Source organism: Mesonia aquimarina, assembly GCF_003667275.1.
Taxonomy (GTDB): domain Bacteria; phylum Bacteroidota; class Bacteroidia; order Flavobacteriales; family Flavobacteriaceae; genus Mesonia; species Mesonia aquimarina.
Genome location: NZ_RCNV01000001.1, coordinates 233581 through 251506, shown reverse-complemented (window position 1 = coordinate 251506; position 17926 = coordinate 233581). Strand labels below are relative to the sequence as shown.

Here is a 17926-nt window from a genome sequence, read left to right as displayed (position 1 = left end):
GAATTGGTTTTTAATGAGTAAAGGTCAAAAAAATATTAAGCCGAACATTTTTTTTAACGCATTATAACGTTTGTGCTTTTATTTTATAAATAAAAAGTTAATTAAACGCTATGAGATAATTTATTAAATCATAAAGTAGTTTATTTATTCTCTATGAAATTAACTGAATAAAGTTAATTTTTAATAGAAGAGAATGGCTGCAAATCATTAAAACTGATATTCACGTAAAGTATAAATGATTTTTAAAGTATATTTATTGGGGTACTTTACTTTATTTAGTAGCCATTCTTTTCATACTTTACTTTTCTCCAACGCATTTCTAATAGGTTTTAAAACTTTAACTTAAATTAAACAGTCCTTATACTTTATAAACCAAAGCGGATACTATAAATTTGGAGTTTATTGTAATTTTATAAGGTGAACAAAAACAAAAAGCAACAGGAAAATTCTAAAAAGAAAAAGGTTTTAAAAATCTTAGGGAGAACTTTTCTCTTTTTTCTATTGTTTTTACTTCTTCTCGTACTTTTTATTCGTAGTCCGTGGGGACAAGATATTATTGTTTCAAAAATTACAAATTACGTCTCAGGTAAAACCAATACCAAGGTTGAAATTGAAAAATTATTCATCACTTTTTCTGGAGATATTAGCTTAGAAGGCTTGTATCTTGAAGATAAAAAAGGCGATACGTTAGTATACTCTAAAAGCTTAGAGGCAGATATTCCGCTGTGGCCAATTATAAAAGGTAATGCTATAGGAATTGATGGAGTAGAGTGGAAGGGTTTAAAAGCAAATATTTACAGAAAAGATTCTTTAAGCGGATTTAATTATCAATTTTTGGTTGATGCTTTTGCTTCAGACACTACTACAACAAGTAAAAAAACTCAAACCAAGCCAATGGAAATTTCTGTTGGTGATATAGAGTTTTCAGAGTTTAAAATAAATTATTCTGATCAGGTTAGTGGAATGAAAGCAAATCTTGCTTTAGGAAATTTATTTGTTGAAGGGAAAAGTATAGATCTTCAAAAGATGGATTTCCACTTAAGGGAAATCAGTTTAAAAAACACATCAATTTTTTATGTACAATCTAAGACTATTGCTTCTGATTCTTCAGAAACCGCAGCGTTGCCATCCATAAAAGTAGATCAGTTATCATTGAATAAAGTTGAAGCAAATTATCAAGATTTGCCTAATCAGCAGTTTTTTGGAGTAAATTTACAAGAATTAGGAATTAATAAAGCTTCATTAGCTCTAGAAGAACAGAAAGTTAATTTAGAAGAATTCATATTAAATAATTCTGAAATTAATATTCAGCTAAGTGTTAATGAAAAAGAAGTAGAAAAAGATGCAGCAAAAAAATCCACTCCTTTTTCTTGGCCGGATTGGGCTGTCCAGTTAGACAATATTCATTTAGAAAATAATCAAATTTGCTATCAAGTAAATGAAGAAAATACCACAGATGGAAAATTAAATCCGCAAGCATTAGCGTTTAGCGATTTTACCTTTAAAGGCAGTAAAATTTCTTTAGAAAAAAATAGAACCGCCAACTTAAAAATTGAAGAATTTTCGTTTGTAGAAGCCAGTGGATTTCACTTAAAAGAATTAAATTTTGATGCTAATTTAACAAACCAAAAATTCGATTTAAATAACTTAAACCTAAAAACGAATAAAAGTAGTTTAAAAACTTCTATTTCAGCTAATTACAAATCTATCGAAACTTTAATTGAGAATCCTGAGAAAACGGATTTTTCAGCTCGTATAAATCAGTTTACTATAGCGCCAAAAGAAGCTTATGTTTTTGCTCCTAAACTAAAAAATAATGAGCAATTTAAAGCTTTAGCAACACATTCATTTAGAGGTAAATTAGCAATAAAAGGTAATTTGAAATCTGCTACTATTAATGAGCTTTCTATCAATTGGGGAGAGCAAACTCAATTGGTTACAAAAGGTGAATTAAAAAATATTACCGATCCGGAAAAACTTCAGTTACAGTTAAAAAATTATCAGTTAAAAACAATCAAAGAAGATTTAACAAGCTTTGTTTCTGAAAAAGAATTAGGAATTTCTGTTCCTGAAAAAATTAACCTGAAAGGAACGCTGTCTGGAAGTCTACAAAATTTTCAAACAAACTCAACACTTGTCACTTCTGATGGGAATATAAACATAAACGGATATTTTTCTAATCAAGAAAAAATAGCATTCAATTCGTCTGTGGAAGTGGTTGAATTAGATTTGGGTAAAATTCTTCAAAATCCGGATATTGGGAAGCTATCGGTGAGTTTAGAAACTTCAGGAAAAGGAAACACTATAAACAGTTTAGACGCAAAATTAAATTCTCAATTTTCGAAATTAGAATATAAAGGCTATGATTTTTCCGCATTAAAATTAGATGGAGATATTAAGAACGGCAAAGGAAATGTAAAGTTAGCTTTTAAAGATGAAAACTTAAATTTTAAGCTAGATTCTAAGGTTCAATTAGATTCCATTTCGCCGGAAGCTAAAGTTGATTTAAATTTAATAGGTGCAAATTTATATGCCTTAGGAATTACTAAAAAAGACATAAGAACTAAAGTAAATCTAACGGCAAATTTTAAAGGAAATGCAGAAAAATTTAATTTAGAAAGTTCACTAACAGATGGCGTTGCGGTTTATGATGATAAACCATATTATTTAGGAGATTTAGACATAAAAAGTTTTGTAAATAAAGATAGTACGGCATTAAAAGTTACCAGTAGTTTTTTTAATACAAACCTAAATTCTAATGCAAACCCGCAAGAAATTAGTAGAGCTTTACGAAAACATGCACAAGGTTATTTTAAAAATCTAAAACTTATAGATTCTACTCAAATTATCGATAGCATAGCTAAACCTGTAAATTTAAAAATGGATGTTTACTTTCACGAAACACCTATTATATCAGATGTTTTTGCTGAAGGTTTACAGGAAATGGATACACTAAAAGCAACTATAGATTTTAGTGAACAAAAAAATGAATTAACCGCAAATGTAAATTTACCTTACCTAAATTATCAACAAAATACGGTAGATAGTTTGCAATTAGATATCAATTCTAATGGAACCTTAGCAGATTTTAAGCTTGGGTTTGCTTCTATAAATGCCGGTCCCGTTAATTTACCAACTACGAGTTTAGAGGGTAAGTTTGAAAATGAAAAACTTCAAGTTGCTTTTAAAGCCTATGATAAAAAAGAAGAGCTATTTTTTGTAAAATCTGAATTGGTAAACAAAAATGAAGCCGTTGTTTTTCATTTAGATTCAGAAAAATTAATCATCAACAAAAATGGGTGGTCAATTCCTGCTTCAAATAAAATTAGGTTTGTAGAAAATCAGCCTAATTTTGAAGATTTTGTATTCAGTAGAAATTCACAAGAAGTTAATTTTAGTAATAATTTAAAACAAGAGGCAGCGCATTGGGGAGTCCAGTTTTCAAACTTTCAATTAGGAAGTTTTATGAGTTATTTTAGTACTGATGAAAAATTAGCTTCCGGTGAAGTTAATGGTAATTTTATTATTGTTAACCCAACTGCTGCCTGGGGAATGTTAGCAGATTTGAGTATCGATAATTTTAAAGTAACAGAAGTACCGCTTGGACAATTAAAACTGGAAGCAAAATCTTCCGGACTAGAAAAATACGACGTTAATTTAGCTTTAAAAGGAGAAGGAGTAGATGCTGATTTCACCGGAAATTATAAGATTTCTACCGAAGGACCGCAATTAGATTTAGACTTAGTAATTAATGAAATAAAATTGGCAACCGTAGAAAAATTTCTAAAAGAAGAATTAAATAATTCAGAAGGAAGTATTGCAGCAAAAATCAACGTTTCCGGCACCCCAACAGAACCAAATTATAAAGGATATTTTAGTTTTAATAATGCCACTTTTAAAGTAAAACGTCTTAATTCAAAATTTTCTATTGCAGACGAGCGCATTAATATAGATAATAAAGGCGTTTATTTTAATTCATTTGCAGTAGCAGATTCTACCGGAAATAAATTTACTGTAAATGGCGATGTTTTAACTGAAGATTTAACCAATCCAAAATTTAAGCTTGATGTAAAAGCAACTGACTTTTTAGCGCTAAACTCAAGTAAAGAAGACAATGATTTATATTTTGGGAAAGCAATTTTTGATGTTGATGCTAAAATAAGAGGAGACCTTAGTTTTCCGGAAGTAAATGTAGATTTAACTGTTGACGAAAAAACAGATGTAACTTATGTAATACCCGAAACACAGCTGAGTATCGAAGAACGTGACGGGATTGTAACTTTTGTAAATAAAGAAAACCCCGATAATATTCTTACCAAAAATTCATCTGAAGATGGTACAGCAATTATTACCGGAATAGAATTAAAAACTAAATTAAAAATAGAACCGAAAGCTACTTTTCGAGTACTAATAAATGAACGTACTGGAGATAATTTAAAATTAACCGGTGGCGGCGAACTACGTTTTAATATCAATAGAAATGGAAGAACAAATCTAACCGGTCGTTATAATATAGACAATGGTCATTATGAAATGAATCTTTACGGATTAGTAAAAAGAAAATTTGATTTGGCTCCTTCTAGTAATGTAAAATGGCAAGGTGACCCTATGAACGCCGAATTAGATATTAAGGCTATTTATAAGGTTGAAACTTCAGCTTCAGCATTAATGAGTTCTAGTGCTTCCGGAGCTAGCGAACTGGTTAAAAATCAGTACCGCCAAAAATTACCTTTTTTAGTTTACTTAAATGTCGATGGGCAATTAATGCAACCGCGTTTAAATTTCAGTTTAGATATGCCCGAAAGTGAACAAGGAGCGGTTAGCGGAACGGTTTACGGAAAAATAAATCAAATAAATCAACAAGTAGACCAGCTCAATAAACAAGTTTTTTCTTTACTGGTTTTAAATAGATTTTACCCCGAAGCAGGAAGTGATGGTAGCCAAGGAGGCGTTGCAACAATGGCAAGAAATAACCTAAATCAAGCTTTAACAGATCAGTTAAATATGTTTTCTGATAAATTAACAGGAAATACAGGAATTGAACTAAATTTTGGTGTAAATAGTTACACCGATTATCAAGGTACTTCTGCACAAGAACGAACAGATGTTGCCGTAAATGCTCAAAAAAAATTACTCAACGACCGATTAATTGTAAAAGCAGGTAGCGAAGTAAATGTACAGGGAGATAATAGGCCCGGAGAAACAAATCCGGTAATCGGTAATTTTAGTATAGAGTATTTATTAACAGAAAATGGACGCTGGCGTATAAATGGTTTTAGGCAGAGCGAATATGAAAATGTTATTGATGGACAAGTTTTTATAAGCGGAATAGCACTCATATTTACAAGAGAATTCAACAAATTTAAAGAGCTTTGGAACGGAGAGATGGAAGCAGAAAAACAAACTGAAAATAATGAACAGGAAGAAAATCCCTCTAAAGAAAAAGATGGGCACACCGAAGTAAACAAAAAAGCTGACAACCGAGAAAAAGAAGAAGAAGACACCGAATAGTTTTATGCAATCAAAAAAAATAACATATAGCCTTTTTTTATTTTGTTTCGTACTTTTTTATTCTTGTAGCGTTAAAAAATTCATTCCAGAAGATGAGCTTCTATATACCGGTGCAGATGTAAAACTAATAGACACCTTAAAAATTAAAAACAAAACGGGTTTAACCACAGAGCTTAATAATTTACTAGTACCTAAACCTAATAGTAAAGTATTAGGAATGCGTCTTGGTTTGTATTTTCATTATAAAGCTCAACGCGAAAAGCCGGGTTTTATCAATAAATTTTTGAATAAAAAAATAGGAGAGGAGCCAGTTTATTTTTCTGAAATAGAAATTCCACAAACAGAAGACTTAATTCAAAATAGATTAGGAAATAACGGTTTTTTTAATAGCCAAATTTCTTCAGCTGTTAAAAAAGATAGCGCTGCAAAACAAGCCAAAGTGAATTACGAAGTAGCTTTGGCAAAACCCTATACATTAGAAAAATTTCAGTTAGAAAAAGATACTTTAGATAGTCTTGCAATTTATAAAGCGATTGAGGCTTCTTTTTCAAAATCTATTATAAAAAAAGGAATGCGTTTTAATTTAGACGCCATGAAAGCCGAGCGTAACCGTATAGATGATTATTTAAAAAGCAAAGGTTATTATAATTTTAATGGGGATTTTTTAATTTTTGAAGCCGATACGAATCGCTATTCCAATAGACGTTTTGATTTATTTTTAAAACTCAAAAAAAATGTACCGGAAAAATCGCTAGTTCCTTACCTAATAGACGAAGTAAACGTTTTTCCTAATGCATCAGTTGCGCAAAAAAATGCACCTAGAGATACTACAATAATTGATAGTATAAAATTTATTCAAGAAGGAATATTTTTTAAACCTAAACATTTAGAGCCTTATCTTCTCATTAAACCTGGAGATCGGTATAGCCCAAAATTATCAAAATATACAAGTAGAAGGTTATCTTCAATTAGCACTTACAAATTTGTAAATATACAATATGAAGAAGTAGACAGTGTCACAGATGAAAACGGATTTAGACATTTAAAATCAACTATAGATTTATCGCCATTAAATAAACGATCTATCCGTTTAAGATTAGAAGGCGTTACAAAATCTAACAACTTTACCGGTCCCGGAATTGGAGTTACCTATGCTAATAGAAATCTTTTTAAAGGAGGAGAATTACTGCGCTTAAGTTCAGATTTTGGTTTTGAGAAACAATTTTTTGGAAGCAGTAATGTAGGAAATACAAGTATTCAATTAGGTTTTAATAGCTCACTTATTTTTCCGCGTTTATTATTTCCTATAAATGCAGATGATCGTTTTAAATATTCAATTCCTAAAACAAAAATCGATTTGGGAGTAGATTACTTAGACCGAACAGATTTGTATAAACTAAATTCTATTTCAACTTCTTTTGGCTATATCTGGGCGGCCAATAAATTTGTTACGCACGAGTTGAATCTTATTAATATTGACTTTGTGAATCTTGGCGATACCAGCGAAGAATTTGAAATGATTTTAGATGAAAATCCATTTCTACGCAAAAGTTTTGAACAAGAATTTATTGCCGGATTAACCTATTCTTTTACTTATAATGAATTAGGAGTAACGCAAAAAAGAGGGAGTCTTTATTTTAACTTTAATTTTGATATTGCCGGAAATACAATAGATCTTTTTTCTAAAGAAAATAGCGAAGGAACCAATACATTTTTAGGCTTAGCATACGCACAATATGCCAAAACAGATATAGATTTTCGTTATCATTATAAATTAGGAAAGCCCGGTAATGTTTTAGTTGGTAGACTTTTTGGTGGAGTAGGACTTCCCTATGGAAATTCTGAGGCCTTACCATTTGTTAAACAGTATTTTTCCGGGGGTCCTTATAGTGTTCGGGCCTTTAGAATTAGATCCTTAGGTCCCGGAACATACAAACCCGAAGATCCAGATAATTCTTATTTTGATCAAGCCGGAGATATTCGACTTGAAGGAAATGTGGAGTATCGTTTTCCTATTTTTGAATACTTAAACGGAGCTATTTTTGCTGATGCGGGTAACGTTTGGTTAATGAAAGAAAATGAGGCTTTACCAGGTGGAAAATTTTCTTCCAACTTTATTAACGAATTAGGTGTAGGTACAGGTATTGGTTTGCGTATTGATATTCAGGGTTTTGTTATTCGTTTTGATTTGGCTTCACCATTAAAAAGACCTGCAGAAAAATGGGAGTTTGAATATGACAAACCGGTTTTTAATTTTGCAATTGGTTACCCATTTTAGAATACTATATTTTCATTTAAAAAATAGTTATGCCTTTTTCCTATAGATAATTTTGAGTATGTTATTTTTGCTAAAAATTTAATCTTACCATGAAAATTAACCAAAAAGGATTACTTATTTTTTTAATATGTTTTTATTGTTTAAAAGGAAAAGCACAAGAAACCGAAACATATAACGACGCTTGGTTTTTTTTATTAAATAATTTCCAGATAAATGAGAAATGGTCTGCGGGAAGTGAAATTCATTGGCGAAACACAAATTTTTTAGCCGATAAACAACAATTAATTTTGCGTCCGTTTTTAACATTTACGCAAAATGAGAATTTTAATTATACCATGGGTTATTCTTATTTGCGCTCTTATCCATATACAGAAACTGCAATTCCAGCACCGAAACCAGAACATAATATTTGGGAACAGGTTGTCATAAATCAGAATCATAAAAAACTTTCATTTTCACATAGATTTCGTTTAGAACATCGCTTTCAAGGAGATCTTCTACAAACTTCAGCCGGAGATTACGAAGTAGACGGATTTAGTTTTTCTAATAGATTTCGGTATCGATTTACCATCCAACGGCCCATAACTGAAAAATTATTTATTCATGTTTTTGATGAATTATGGATAAATATGGCTGATGATTTTCAAAATCCAGATTATGATAGAAATTGGTTTTATGCAGGTTTAGGTTATAAAATTTTTGATAACGGAAATGTACAATTGGGATATATACATCAAAATATCAAAAAATCTGAACAATTATTTGAAAGTCACCCAACATTGGTGACAACTTTTATCTACAATTTCGATTTTACAAGAGGAGAAGATATGTAGTTTATTTAGCTTCAATAAATAATTCTTGTTTTTTTAGTTTTTCTATAAATTCTATAGAAAATAATCGAACTCCTTCTTCAACAGTATGCTCTGCGTCAAAAGCTTGTTTTATTTCAATTGTATTTTTCCAAATTAAGTCTTCTTCTAATTCTTGTTCACATAAACAATATAGGCTAGAGGCAACTTGGTGGATATAAAAGTCTTTAAGTCCTTCTTCTTCTGAATATAGGTTTTTGTTTTTCATTACATCTTCTTCAAAACTTGCAAAAAAGTTGTTGTAATGACGTACAATTCCAGACTTAGAATCTTTTCCTTCAACCGCAATTACTTTAGTAACTAGAACCGCGTCAATTCCATTAGACTTTAATTGTTTTATAAGGGGTTGCCAAGCTTCTAGACTTGTTGGGATATTCAATAATTCATCTCCAAAAAAATCTAAACTGCTTTTAGCGTTAATTCCTTTTTTATTTAACGATTTAGAAAGGTGATGCTCAAAAGTTGTTCTAACATCAACATCATTACTCATACCAATTACTAAAACTTTATTGAATTTAATTTTTTCAGAATCAGGTTTGCGCCAAGTATTTGTTTCCTTAGTAGCTTTACATGAAGAAATTAAAACGAATATTAGTATTGTACAAATCGAGAATAAAGTTGATTTCATATTCTTATAATTTTATGAATATTAAAATTAATGATTTAGATATAAATGTATTATAAAGAAATGGTAATTGTTTTAGATTTGATTGAATAATTTTTATAAATAATAATGTATTATAATTTATATTATGTAAAATAGAAATTAATGGAAAAGAGATTATCTTTTCCTAAATAATTAAATGTTTATTCTTGTTCATCTAAATCTATTATTTTCTTGGTGTTACCGTCTACTCGGTTATGAAATGCTTTTTGAATTCGTTGTAAGGATTTTTGATGTTTATTATATTGTTCTTTGGTTAAAATAGATTCAACCTCTTTATTGATTTTCATTACTTGTTCATCAAATTTAGATTTTAATTCTTCATCAGAGTATTTTTTATCTTTATCAGTAATATGATACATTGTATTTAAATTCTGAACAAGAACATTTTCATAAGCTCTTCTTTTTTCTGCATTTAACCCTAAATTATCTGTCTGTTCCTTAAACCATACTTGAATGTTATCGCGTTCATCTGCAGTAAACACTTCTTCTCGTTCTTGCTTTACGTTGGTATTATAAACTTGTGAGAAACCAGACATTGTTGTAAAAAGTACAAATAATGAAAATGCTAAGAGTTTTGTTTTTTTCATAATTAATAGTGTTTTATTATTGGTTATTAATAATATCGCCTCTATATGAAATACTTTCTAATTTAGAAGAATTTATATTTGTATTGGCTTTTAAAGATCCGTCTAAATTTATATAAAGTTGATATGTTTCTGTTTTATTTCTGCATTCAAAAGTAAGTTCTATTCTGTTTTTAGTAGGGATTTCTTTAATTTGTAATTTTTGGGGTTTACCGGTAAAATTTATAGCTCCGTCCCCTGTTCCACCATAATTTCCGCCAATTTGTCTAACTCCAAAATAGGGTAAATACATAAAAACACTATCGTTTTTAAATTCAATATAATTAGGGTTTCCTACTAAATTTATATTATTTCCGCGTTGTGTATAGGCCCATTCATTTTCAATTTTAAATGAACCACTTCTTACTATCTTTTGAAGCTCTTTATAGTTTTCTGATTTGTTAGTTTCATTTTGTTGAACGCCACATGATAAAAACATTAATGTTACCAGAAAGTAGCTAAATCTAAATTCTCTCAATGTATTAATCAAAATTTTGTGATTCATTATGATTTAAGTGAAAATATGAATTTATCATAATAAAAATAGTTAATATTTATTTATTTAACTATTTAATTACTAAAAAATAACATCAATGTGTTAAGATATCAAATGTAGATTAGAAGATCATAATTTAGGATTTTATTCTTACTTCTAATAGAGATTATTTTTCTCATCAACATTTAATACAAATGCTCCATATTTTATTAAGGCAACAAAAACAACTCCTCCAATAGCATTACCTATTAAAGCAATAAAAAGAAAAGAAAAATAATCGACTAAACTGATTTCAGGAGAGAGTAATAAACCTGCAAAAACTTCGATATTACCAACAATACTGTGGTGTAAACCCGTTAAAGCCAACACACCGGTTACCATATAAATTATAGTAATATAGCTTAGCGTTCTTTTGGCCGAAGTAATCATATAAGACAATAGCCCCATAAGCCAACCTGCTAAAATTGCACTTACTAAAATAACCAGCCAATCATAATGAGCTACGTGTTTTGCGATACTAATTATTGATTTTTCATCAAAAATTTTTAAAGCTGGACCTAACCAAATAAAAACTGTTGCTATAAAACATCCGCCGACTAAGTTTCCGAAAATAATTAAGCCCCAGGTTTTTAATAAGCTCCATAAGGAACGTTTTCTATTTAAAACTGGCAAACTTTGTAAGGTAGTTTGTTCGGTAAATAAAAGTGAATGGTTTAAAATTGTAAGGATAAACCCAAATGGATAAACAAAAGCAATTAATTTATATAATGCTTTTTCTGAAACGTAATCTTTAAAAAAATAAAATACTGTACAAACAAGTAAATAACTAAAACCGATCTCTAATCCTGCAGTAAGTGAGCATAAAAAAGTGCTTCTTGGGTTTCTATCGTGAGATTCTTGACCGTCTTTTATTTGATCTCCTAAAACTTTTCCGCTGGAGTCTGAGGTTTCTTGTTTAGGTTTTTTTGAGTCTTTTTCTTTGTTTTTAGAACTGGCGTTTTCAAGTTCCTTATCAATTTCTTGTTGGTGATTATCGTTTTTTTTACTCATTAAAAACTAATCTTTATTTTTTACGACCATAAGTGAAGCTTTATAACCAGTAGCTAAATTCCATTCATTCATTGAAATAACCCGTTGTTGATCGTCATAAACTTTAAATGCAGCCGTATTTGGACCAGAACTTCCTTGATTTAATGCTTCTATTTCTATTTTATTAAACCCCTTTTCAAGTTGAATATATACTTCTTTAAAACGAGATTCTAAATAAATTTTATCGGCTTGAATTTTACCATTCACGTAAATTCTAACTAAGTCGCCATCTACAGCTTGATGATCTCGACAAACTATTTTTACATATTTTCCGTTGCTAATTACTTCGCCTAAACTTTCATCACGCATAAATTTTTCACTCATTTTACGCTCATTTCCTAAATTTTGTAAATAACGTGCTTCAAATTTTTGTTCAGGATCTATAAAACCTTCATCTTTAGTAATATCTAATTTTTCATCTTTGGGTTCTAGACTGGTTTTATCGCTGTAACTGCGCATAAGTCCACTATTCTTTTTTGACAAGCTAGGTGTTGAAGTAGATAATTCAGAAGATGTATTCAGCGACGAACTACTAAACATACTCCCTGAAGAGGTTCTTGTAGATTTATCTAGTTGAGAAAAACCTGAAAAACCAATCAGAAAAAAAAGTGATAAGCAAATTAATTTTTTCATCATTAAAATTTATTCTAAGTAAATGTAATCATTTTCTATTGATTTACATGAAGCAAAAATTCAGCCAAATATTAAAAGCATAATTTACTTTTAACAAAACAATAAGAGTACTGAAATACGAAAGGATATTTTTTATCGATTATCTCCTATAGAAAATTACAAACTAAAAAATGACTATGAAAAAACAAATCATGTTAGGCGCAATTGCTTCAGCTATTGTATTGAGTTCTTGCGTTTCGAAAAAGAAATTTACTGAAGTACAATCAGAACTAGATCAAACTAAAAGTGAATTGGTAAAAACTCGCGTTGAAAAAGAAGAGTGCCAAGAGAAATATGCTCAAATTGAAGAAAAAGTCGACAGTTATTATTCAAAAATAAGTTCACTTCAAGAAGAAAATGACAAAAAATTAGAAATGGTAGAAAATATGACTGCTGTGTCAGAAAATTCTAAAAAAGCCATGCGCGAAACTTTAAAGAAAGTTGACCCAAAAAAATTAGCTGAAGCTAAAACTTTAAGCGATTCTATTGATTTAGCAGTAAGCTATAATTTAACAAAATCGTTTAATGAGAATGATACCGATGGTATTGATATTAGCGTAGATAAAACAATAGTACAAATTACCGTTTCAGATAAATTGCTGTTTAAAAGCGGTAGTTCTTGGGTACATCCTAAGGCAAATACTCTCTTAGAAAAAATTGCCAAAGTGGTTAATTCAGAACCAGCAATGGAAGTTTTAGTTGAAGGTCACACTGATAATAGAACAATTGTTGAAGATTCTTATTTAGAAGATAATTGGGATTTAAGCGTTCGTCGTGCCACTTCCATTGTACGAATTCTTCAAAATAAATATGATGTAGATGGAAAGCAACTCATCGCGGCCGGAAGAAGCAGCTTCTCACCTATTGCAGATAATGCTTCAGCAAATGGAAGAGAAAAAAACAGGCGTACAAAAATTATTATTCTACCAAACCTAGATAAATTTTTAGCAATGTTAGAAGAAACTTCTTAAGCTTAAATAATCCGCCACGTAACAACTCAAGCGATAAGACGAAAGTTTTATCGCTTTTTTATTGGCGTCGCTAAAGGGTTTAATAGCCCGAGGCTTGCCTCGATTTTAAAAATTTGTTTCCAACTAATGCCTAGTGGGCTTGCCCCGAGGTAGTTTACTAAAAAAACAAGCTTCATAAATTTAACTTATGAAGCTTGTCGATGAAGTTTGGTTAATTAGTCTATTTACCACCACTGCATATAAAAACCTGATATTACAACCGCGGTTATGAGTAAAATGAGTACAACAATAATAAAACCTGTACCAATTCTTGTTTTTTTGTTGTCCTGTAAAATGTAATCTTCTTCTGTATTATCGTGTCCTTTTTTTACGCTCATATAGATTTTTGATTTAAAATTAGCTATTAAAACTAAGAATTTAATTAATTAAATCTTAAAATTGATAGAATTTTGTAATTATAAAATATGATTGTAGCAGTGTTAATCTTTCTTAAAAGCCCAATAAAAACAGCTTAAGTCCTTGGTTTTCAATTAAATTCTCATAGCTTTGCACTTCTAAAATGAAATTGGAGTAAAATACTTCATTTTCAATATTTTATAAACAGAAAAAAATATTTTATGAGCCAAGTTAAGCAAAATGACACTGTAAAAATTCATTACACCGGAAAATTGAACAACGGACAAGTTTTTGATAGTTCTTTAGAAAGAGAGCCTATCGAATTTACTGTTGGAGGTGGACAGATTATTCCGGGGCTTGAAAACGGTCTTATCGATATGGAAGTTAACCAGAAAAAAACCATTGAGATTTCTAAAGACGAAGCTTACGGTGACGCTAAAGATGAGCTTTTTATGGAAGTTCCAAAAAGTCAACTTCCTCAAGAAATAGAGCCAGAAGTAGGAATGGGCTTAGTGTCTAAAAATCCTGACGGAACAGAGCGTCAATTAAGAGTTGCTGAAGTAAAAGACGAAGCAATTGTAGTTGATGCAAACCACCCACTTGCTGGACAAGATTTAACTTTTGAAGTTGAATTAATCGAGATTAAGTAATTTTATTTTCAAGATATTTAAAATCACAGAGCAAAATATTGTTCTGTGATTTTTTTTATGCTTATAGCACTATAGATTTTTTATATAGAATAATTTGGTTATATCAATCGTTTTTAGTATAATAAAACTTGATAACATACAAAAACAAATCCTAATATATGAGACAGCTTAAAATTACCAAGCAGGTTACCAATCGTGAATCCAAATCACTAGATAAGTACCTTCAAGACATTAGTAAGGTAGAGTTAATTACCGCTGAAGAAGAAGTGGAATTAGCTCAAAAGATTAGAGAAGGTGACCAAAGAGCCTTGGAAAAGTTGACCAATGCAAACTTAAGGTTTGTTGTTTCTGTAGCAAAACAATATCAAAATCAAGGTTTAAAACTACCTGATTTAATTAATGAAGGAAATGTTGGTTTGGTAAAAGCTGCTAAACGATTTGATGAAACTAGAGGATTTAAGTTTATTTCTTACGCTGTTTGGTGGATTAGACAATCTATTCTTCAAGCACTTGCAGAACAATCTCGTGTGGTTAGACTTCCATTAAATAAAATTGGAGTCATTAATAAAATCAACAAAACTTATTCTCATTTAGAACAAGCCTTGCAGCGTCCGCCTTCTGCTGAAGAAGTTGCAAAAGAATTAGATATGGCAATTTCTCAGGTAAAAGCCGCTATGAAAAATTCTGGTCGTCATTTATCTATGGATGCGCCTTTTAAAGAAGGTGAAAATGATTCTAACTTATATGATGTATTAAGTTCTGGGGAGTCTCCAACACCAGACGATAATTTAATGCTAGACTCTTTAAGTATTGAAATTAATAGAGCCTTAGATACTTTATCTACAAGAGAAGCAGACGTAATTCGTTTAAATTACGGAATTGGAAATCAACCCGCAATGACTTTACAAGAAATTGGTGATACGTTTGATTTAAGTAGAGAGCGTGTTCGCCAAATCAGAGAAAAAGGAATTAGACGATTAAAACATCAGTCTAAAAATAAAATATTAAAAAAATATTTAGGATAAATTTTAAGCCCCAAAATTTGGGGCTTTTTTTTATTTTTTACTTACTTCATTTAATCTTCCTATTTCTTCCTTAGAAAGATTTAACTCTATTGCTTTTATAAAAGCATTTATATGAGAAGATTTTGTGGCACTTGCAATTGGTGCTGTAATACTCGGTTGTTGCATTAGCCAAGCTAAAGCTACAGATGCATTGGTTGTTTTATGTGCTTCTGCAATTTCATCTAAAGTGTTTAAGGTTTCTAAACCTCTTCTATTTAAATATTTTTCAACGAAATCTTTACGAGCTTTTCCTTCAAAATCAGATTCTTTTCGATATTTACCGGTTAAAAATCCGCTGGCTAAAGAAAAATAATTAGTAACCGATAAATTATAATTATCACAAACAGGTTTAATATTTTTCTCAAAATGTTCGCGTTCTAATAAATTATATTCCGGTTGAAAAACTTCATATTTTGGCAAACTATTTTCTTTAGCTGCTTTTAATGAATCTTCTAATCGATCTGCCGATAAATTTGAGGCACCAATATATCTAACTTTACCTTCTTTTATAAGCTGTTCATAGGCAGATAATGTTTCTGTTACTGGTGTCTTTTCATCATCCCAATGTGTGAAATACAAATCTATATGATCAGTTTGTAGTCGTTTTAAGGAGTCTGTTGCAGCATTTAAAATATGCTTTTTAGAAATATCTTTACTTCCCCCCTGCTCCATACTCGAACCAACTTTTGTAGCTAGCGTGATTTGGTTTCTGCAGTTACGATCTTTCATCCATTTCCCGATAATTCGTTCAGATTCTCCACCTTCGTTACCGCTGGCCCAACGCGAATAAACATCTGCAGTATCTATGCATCTAAAGCCTTTGTCAAAAAGTTCATCAAGAATTCTAAAAGACTCTTTTTCGTTTAAGGTCCAACCAAAAACGTTTCCCCCAAAGACAATTGGCGGTGTTTCAAGTTTTGTATTTCCTAATTTTTTAAGTTCCATTTTTATTTTTTTGGCGGTTGTGATGGTCTAATTTCAATTTTACTTGGCAAGCTGCGTTTGTTCATTTTAAATAGATCAACAACCAATTCACCTAAATCTTCTTTCTGAATTTTCCAAGCTTCATTTTCTTGTTTTTCTTCAGGATTATTTCCATTAAAATAGGTTGAAACTGAACCCGGCATAATAGTAGAAACGCTTACACCATCTTGACGTAAATCTAACATTAAGGCTTGTGTAAAACCGGTTAACCCAAATTTACTAGCATTGTATGCGGTTCCGCCAGGGAAAAAATTGGTACCTGCTAAACTTGAAATACTAATAAAATATCCTTTTGATTTTTTAAGCTCTTCAACAGTAGATTTAGCGGTATAAAAAACTCCGGTTAAATTGGTATCGATTGTTTCACGCCATTGTTTATCTGTTATTTCAGTAATATTTCCAAAATGTCCTAAGCCGGCATTGGCAATTACAAAATCCAACTGACCAAATTCCTGAATAATTTTTCTAACAGCTTCTTCTTGATCAATCAAATTTCTCACATCAGCCTTTACTCCTATGGCTTTTGCTGAATTATTTTTATTTAATTTATCTGCCGCATCTTCTGCAGATTGCAAAGACCTGCTGGTTACTGCTACGTTTATCCCTTCGGCTAAAAGTGCTTCGGCAACGCCATAACCAATTCCTTTACTACCTCCGGTAACTAATGCTACTTTATTTTGTAATTTATTCATATTGTTTTGTTTTTTTATAAAGATAAAAACTGAACATTGAAATCGGTGTGAAATATTTTGGTTTAGGAAGTTTTTAACGTGTAATAAATACTTGTTAAATTTTATAGTGGTACTTTTTCTTCAAAAAACTATAGTATCTTTCTGAAATATCTAAATTTTATGAATAATTCTACAAAAATAATTGCAAGAACTGGATTTATTTCCATGGGATTTATTTACGCAATTGTTGGCTTTTTAACTTTACTGGCAGCTTTAAATTTAGGAGGTGATACTTCTGGCAAAAGTCAGGCATTAGATTTTATAAAAAAACAACCGTTCGGAAAAGTATTATTAATTGCGCTTGCAGCAGGTTTATTATCTTATGCTATTTGGCGATTTATACAAGTATTTCAAGATCCTGAGAACATTGGTAATTCTACCAAAGGTATTTTTGAAAAAATAGGACTTTTTATTAGTGCTTTTGCTTACATTGCTATTGCTGGTTTAGCATTAAAGCACGTTTTTTCTTCTGGCGGATCTAATTCTAGTTCATTTTTATTAGATAAATTTGATCAGCAATTGGTTAGTATTCTTTTTATAATTATAGGATTAAGTTTAGCTGGAAAAGCAATTTTTCACTTAATTAAAGCACTGCAGGGTAAGGTGTTAGAAAATTTTCATATTAAAGATTTAAAAGCTTATAAAATTATAAAATATCTAGGCTATTTAGGTTTTTATGCACGTGCTGTGGTAGTAGGAATTATAGCTTATTTTTTTTTACGCGCAGGATTTGTTACAGGAAATGAAAACATTAAAGGAACAAAAGAGGCTTTCTCTTTTTTAAGAGATTCTGAATACGGCGGACTTTTAATGGCAATTACAGCCGCAGGTTTACTAAGTTATGGTATTTTCATTATAAGCCTTTCTCGTTATCATTCTTTTGAAAAAAACAAAGCTTAATGTTAAACTCTTTACAAAAGAAAAG

At 30.4% G+C, this 17926-nt stretch carries 15 protein-coding genes; 7 read left to right on the top strand and 8 right to left on the bottom strand.

What is annotated here, in order from left to right; translation table 11 throughout:
• Nucleotides 1-417: 417 nt before the first annotated feature.
• The 3 genes from D9R05_RS01235 (at nt 418) to D9R05_RS01225 (ending at nt 8622) form a co-directional block, all read left to right on the top strand.
• Nucleotides 418-5511: a translocation/assembly module TamB domain-containing protein gene (locus D9R05_RS01235; protein WP_121665404.1), complete on the top strand. Its 5094-nt coding sequence runs from the start codon at nt 418-420 to the stop codon at nt 5509-5511.
• Between the two features lie 4 nt (nt 5512-5515).
• Entirely contained in the window at nt 5516-7789 is a 2274-nt protein-coding gene (gene tamL / locus D9R05_RS01230; RefSeq protein ID WP_121665403.1) for a translocation and assembly module lipoprotein TamL, read from the top strand.
• Between the two features lie 89 nt (nt 7790-7878).
• Nucleotides 7879-8622, top strand: coding sequence for a DUF2490 domain-containing protein (locus D9R05_RS01225; RefSeq protein WP_121665402.1), 744 nt, complete (start codon nt 7879-7881; stop codon nt 8620-8622).
• Between the two features lies 1 nt (nt 8623).
• Here the strand turns inward: D9R05_RS01225 and D9R05_RS01220 are convergent, their stop codons facing one another.
• From D9R05_RS01220 to D9R05_RS01200, 5 genes are all read right to left on the bottom strand, one after another.
• Complete coding sequence (locus tag D9R05_RS01220; protein ID WP_121665401.1) at nt 8624-9286, bottom strand: hypothetical protein; 663 nt, start codon at nt 9284-9286, stop codon at nt 8624-8626.
• 179 nt (nt 9287-9465) lie between these two features.
• Nucleotides 9466-9912 (bottom strand): hypothetical protein, encoded by a 447-nt coding sequence (locus tag D9R05_RS01215; protein ID WP_121665400.1) that lies wholly within the window; start codon nt 9910-9912, stop codon nt 9466-9468.
• A gap of 16 nt (nt 9913-9928) precedes the next feature.
• Entirely contained in the window at nt 9929-10438 is a 510-nt protein-coding gene (locus tag D9R05_RS01210; protein ID WP_205589259.1) for a DUF4251 domain-containing protein, read from the bottom strand.
• Between the two features lie 162 nt (nt 10439-10600).
• The gene (locus D9R05_RS01205) at nt 10601-11494 is read right to left on the bottom strand and encodes a formate/nitrite transporter family protein (protein WP_121665398.1); all 894 of its coding nucleotides are present in this window, start codon (nt 11492-11494) and stop codon (nt 10601-10603) included.
• A 6-nt stretch (nt 11495-11500) separates the two neighbouring features.
• A complete protein-coding gene (locus D9R05_RS01200; protein WP_121665397.1) occupies nt 11501-12166 on the bottom strand; it encodes a hypothetical protein in 666 nt (221 codons plus the stop codon).
• Nucleotides 12167-12342: 176 nt separating this feature from the next.
• Here D9R05_RS01200 and D9R05_RS01195 point away from each other — a divergent pair, with 176 nt between their 5' ends.
• Nucleotides 12343-13176, top strand: coding sequence for an OmpA/MotB family protein (locus D9R05_RS01195; RefSeq protein WP_121665396.1), 834 nt, complete (start codon nt 12343-12345; stop codon nt 13174-13176).
• 224 nt (nt 13177-13400) lie between these two features.
• Here D9R05_RS01195 and D9R05_RS15440 read toward each other — a convergent pair whose 3' ends face one another.
• Nucleotides 13401-13553 (bottom strand): hypothetical protein, encoded by a 153-nt coding sequence (locus D9R05_RS15440; protein WP_162984868.1) that lies wholly within the window; start codon nt 13551-13553, stop codon nt 13401-13403.
• 240 nt (nt 13554-13793) lie between these two features.
• On the opposite strand from D9R05_RS15440, the gene D9R05_RS01190 reads away from it, so the two are divergent.
• The gene (locus D9R05_RS01190; RefSeq protein ID WP_121665395.1) at nt 13794-14222 is read left to right on the top strand and encodes an FKBP-type peptidyl-prolyl cis-trans isomerase; all 429 of its coding nucleotides are present in this window, start codon (nt 13794-13796) and stop codon (nt 14220-14222) included.
• Between the two features lie 158 nt (nt 14223-14380).
• Complete coding sequence (locus tag D9R05_RS01185; RefSeq protein ID WP_121665394.1) at nt 14381-15247, top strand: sigma-70 family RNA polymerase sigma factor; 867 nt, start codon at nt 14381-14383, stop codon at nt 15245-15247.
• A gap of 30 nt (nt 15248-15277) precedes the next feature.
• Here the strand turns inward: D9R05_RS01185 and D9R05_RS01180 are convergent, their stop codons facing one another.
• The gene (locus tag D9R05_RS01180) at nt 15278-16231 is read right to left on the bottom strand and encodes an aldo/keto reductase (protein WP_121665393.1); all 954 of its coding nucleotides are present in this window, start codon (nt 16229-16231) and stop codon (nt 15278-15280) included.
• Between the two features lie 2 nt (nt 16232-16233).
• Nucleotides 16234-16962: an SDR family oxidoreductase gene (locus D9R05_RS01175; protein WP_121665392.1), complete on the bottom strand. Its 729-nt coding sequence runs from the start codon at nt 16960-16962 to the stop codon at nt 16234-16236.
• A 159-nt stretch (nt 16963-17121) separates the two neighbouring features.
• On the opposite strand from D9R05_RS01175, the gene D9R05_RS01170 reads away from it, so the two are divergent.
• A complete protein-coding gene (locus D9R05_RS01170) occupies nt 17122-17901 on the top strand; it encodes a DUF1206 domain-containing protein (RefSeq protein WP_121665391.1) in 780 nt (259 codons plus the stop codon).
• The last annotated feature ends 25 nt before the right edge of the window (nt 17902-17926 follow it).

What these genes read in the sequence shown, in the direction of transcription:
- D9R05_RS01170 (WP_121665391.1), top strand. Translation starts at nt 17,122, where the DNA reads ATGAATAATTCTACAAAAATAATTGCAAGAACTGGATTTATTTCCATG.
- D9R05_RS01180 (WP_121665393.1), bottom strand. Translation starts at nt 16,231, where the DNA reads ATGGAACTTAAAAAATTAGGAAATACAAAACTTGAAACACCGCCAATT.
- D9R05_RS01215 (WP_121665400.1), bottom strand. Translation starts at nt 9,912, where the DNA reads ATGAAAAAAACAAAACTCTTAGCATTTTCATTATTTGTACTTTTTACA.
- D9R05_RS01175 (WP_121665392.1), bottom strand. Translation starts at nt 16,962, where the DNA reads ATGAATAAATTACAAAATAAAGTAGCATTAGTTACCGGAGGTAGTAAA.
- D9R05_RS15440 (WP_162984868.1), bottom strand. Translation starts at nt 13,553, where the DNA reads ATGAGCGTAAAAAAAGGACACGATAATACAGAAGAAGATTACATTTTA.
- D9R05_RS01190 (WP_121665395.1), top strand. Translation starts at nt 13,794, where the DNA reads ATGAGCCAAGTTAAGCAAAATGACACTGTAAAAATTCATTACACCGGA.
- D9R05_RS01225 (WP_121665402.1), top strand. Translation starts at nt 7,879, where the DNA reads ATGAAAATTAACCAAAAAGGATTACTTATTTTTTTAATATGTTTTTAT.
- D9R05_RS01200 (WP_121665397.1), bottom strand. Translation starts at nt 12,166, where the DNA reads ATGAAAAAATTAATTTGCTTATCACTTTTTTTTCTGATTGGTTTTTCA.
- D9R05_RS01185 (WP_121665394.1), top strand. Translation starts at nt 14,381, where the DNA reads ATGAGACAGCTTAAAATTACCAAGCAGGTTACCAATCGTGAATCCAAA.
- tamL (WP_121665403.1), top strand. Translation starts at nt 5,516, where the DNA reads ATGCAATCAAAAAAAATAACATATAGCCTTTTTTTATTTTGTTTCGTA.
- D9R05_RS01195 (WP_121665396.1), top strand. Translation starts at nt 12,343, where the DNA reads ATGAAAAAACAAATCATGTTAGGCGCAATTGCTTCAGCTATTGTATTG.
- D9R05_RS01220 (WP_121665401.1), bottom strand. Translation starts at nt 9,286, where the DNA reads ATGAAATCAACTTTATTCTCGATTTGTACAATACTAATATTCGTTTTA.
- D9R05_RS01205 (WP_121665398.1), bottom strand. Translation starts at nt 11,494, where the DNA reads ATGAGTAAAAAAAACGATAATCACCAACAAGAAATTGATAAGGAACTT.